The sequence below is a fragment of the Pseudomonas luteola NBRC 103146 genome, assembly GCF_002091675.1.
Lineage (GTDB): Bacteria > Pseudomonadota > Gammaproteobacteria > Pseudomonadales > Pseudomonadaceae > Chryseomonas > Chryseomonas luteola.
Window position 1 is genome coordinate 1 of sequence record NZ_BDAE01000070.1, and the last position, 1,907, is coordinate 1,907.

5 protein-coding genes are annotated in these 1,907 nt (G+C 56.0%); all 5 read right to left on the bottom strand.

Annotated elements, in window-relative coordinates; all coding sequences use genetic code 11:
- A partial coding sequence (locus tag PLU01S_RS25025) for a NinB/YbcN family protein (RefSeq protein ID WP_074830766.1) occupies nucleotides 1-358 on the bottom strand: 358 nt, incomplete at its 3' end.
- Nucleotides 351-533, bottom strand: coding sequence for a hypothetical protein (locus tag PLU01S_RS25030; protein ID WP_074830763.1), 183 nt, complete (start codon nucleotides 531-533; stop codon nucleotides 351-353). The genes PLU01S_RS25025 and PLU01S_RS25030, both read right to left, overlap by 8 nt.
- Nucleotides 533-823, bottom strand: coding sequence for a hypothetical protein (locus PLU01S_RS25035; RefSeq protein ID WP_074830760.1), 291 nt, complete (start codon nucleotides 821-823; stop codon nucleotides 533-535). Before PLU01S_RS25035 ends, PLU01S_RS25030 begins: the two co-directional genes overlap by 1 nt.
- The gene (locus PLU01S_RS25040; RefSeq protein WP_074830757.1) at nucleotides 820-1,596 is read right to left on the bottom strand and encodes a DNA-methyltransferase; all 777 of its coding nucleotides are present in this window, start codon (nucleotides 1,594-1,596) and stop codon (nucleotides 820-822) included. Before PLU01S_RS25040 ends, PLU01S_RS25035 begins: the two co-directional genes overlap by 4 nt.
- Entirely contained in the window at nucleotides 1,593-1,868 is a 276-nt protein-coding gene (locus PLU01S_RS25045) for a phiTE_015 family protein (RefSeq protein WP_074830754.1), read from the bottom strand. Before PLU01S_RS25045 ends, PLU01S_RS25040 begins: the two co-directional genes overlap by 4 nt.
- Between the last annotated feature and the right edge of the window lie 39 nt (nucleotides 1,869-1,907).

Sequence of the window (1,907 nt, forward strand, 5' to 3'; positions counted from 1 at the left end):
ACTGCTCGATCTGGGTCATGTAGTTACCAAAGTCTTCAATACTGAGCGTCGTCGTGCTGATGCCCCGGCGCTGCCCGTTGGGTAGGTCTTCCCAGCCGATGAACTCCTGCTTGGCCCACTCATGCCATGCTTCCTTGCTGTATTGGCGACCATCCAGCCATGCGATAGCGGCCAGCTCACGAATCAAGGCGTGATAGCGTCTGTTCTGCTGAACGCTGCGCTTGTCCTTCATCGGGCGAACAACGATCTCAAGACCATGCTTGGCTTTACCGATCATTCCGCCTGCGAGGTTCCAGGCGGCGAGGAAGGCGGCACGTAGGCCTGCCTCCTCGTTTATGCGAAAGACTCGTTCAGCCATGACTCCCCTCCCGCGCTGCCTGCTCGATCTTGATTTGCCACGCCTCTAGCCCTTCTTGGCCTGGACCTGGGGCGGTATGACAATGAGCGATAAGCGGGCAGCGTCCACAGCTGGAACGGTCCTTGAGGCTGTAATGCTTCTGGCAAATAGCCGCGGCAGTATTGATCTCAGCCATTAGCGCTTACCTCCCTTGCATGGGCCTAAGCCACAGACCGCGCAGGTGCGGGGATACGGCTTGCCTTGTGCGCGTAGCTCTTGCTGGCACTGGCTATGGCTTGGCTCTCTGCGAGGACGGTCTATCCCAAACAGCAGCGGCTCAAGATCCTGGCAGCGGAAGTGGTGGTAAGCCTCCGTACCCTTAGCCTCGGTGGGGTTATCTGTCTGAGCAGCACGCTCGAAGCCCTTGGCATAAGCGCTTTCAAGGACTTCGGCTATCTGGTCAGTAGTGAGGGTGTAGGTCCTCATGCTGGGCACCCCGCGAACATGTCGATTTGCGGTACCGGAGTACTGAGCCGGATTAACTCGGCATTGATCCGATCTTCCGCAGTCTCAAAGTGGATCGGGTCCAACTCCATACCTACGAAGTCACAACCACAACGAACTGCAGCCACACCGGTGGTGCCGCTGCCCATTGTGTTATCGAGTACTGTCATTCCCGGCACCGTATAGGTGCGGATGAAGTACTCCATGAGGCCGACTGGCTTTTGGGTTGGGTGGTAGTTGGCCTTCTGCTTGTCGCTCGAGAAGAACTGAACCGAACGCGGATAGCGACTAGTTGAGTCGTATTCGGTCAAAGACAAAGCCTTTCCATAGCATTCTGAGGCGACGGTCTTACGCTTGGCGGTGCGCCGCTCGTGACCGTGGGTCATTTGAGGGTTGTAGGTCGGCTGCTTCCGGTAGAAGACCTGAGCGCTTTCATGAGCTCGCAGCGGCTGCTTCTTGGCATTCAGGAATCCTGTTGCGTTGCCCTTTTCCCATATCCACTCATAGCGGAACATCCGCAGGTTGCTAGCTACGAGTACTGATGAGAAAGGCTGGGCAGACATCAGCACGATTGCGGCTTCTAGCTTTGTCACGCGCAGGTACTGCTTCCATAGCTGCTCAAGATCAAGGACAGAATCCCAATCGCATTCGGTTGTGCCGTATGGAAGGTCGCACATGATCATGTCTATGGAGCTGTCCGGTACCGAATCAAGCAGATCCAGGCAGTTGCCTTGCATAAGACTTACCTGTCTCATCGCTTTACCTCCACGCCCACTGCTTCGATGGCATCTTTGGCCCAACCAAGTGCCTCAACAGCGCAGTTGTATGAATGCCTATTGGCGTACTGGCTCATAGTTGGAACAGGAAGCTGCACTACCAGGGCAGCGCGGGAGGCTTGCCAGAATTCCCACGCGTCAGCAGTTTTCTGCCAGAAGTAGGTATCCCGATACAGGCCGGACTTCAGGTCATCGTCTGACCAGCCCATATCTTCACGGCAGTACTTCTCAAACTCTTCGCGCATACTCATGCCGCTTCCCTCCCCATGATCTGCAAATGACGCTCACAG

Excerpts from the sequence above, each read along its gene's own strand:
- PLU01S_RS25030 (WP_074830763.1), bottom strand. The coding sequence starts at position 533 with ATGGCTGAGATCAATACTGCCGCGGCTATTTGCCAGAAGCATTACAGC.
- PLU01S_RS25035 (WP_074830760.1), bottom strand. The coding sequence starts at position 823 with ATGAGGACCTACACCCTCACTACTGACCAGATAGCCGAAGTCCTTGAA.
- PLU01S_RS25040 (WP_074830757.1), bottom strand. The coding sequence starts at position 1,596 with ATGAGACAGGTAAGTCTTATGCAAGGCAACTGCCTGGATCTGCTTGAT.
- PLU01S_RS25045 (WP_074830754.1), bottom strand. The coding sequence starts at position 1,868 with ATGAGTATGCGCGAAGAGTTTGAGAAGTACTGCCGTGAAGATATGGGC.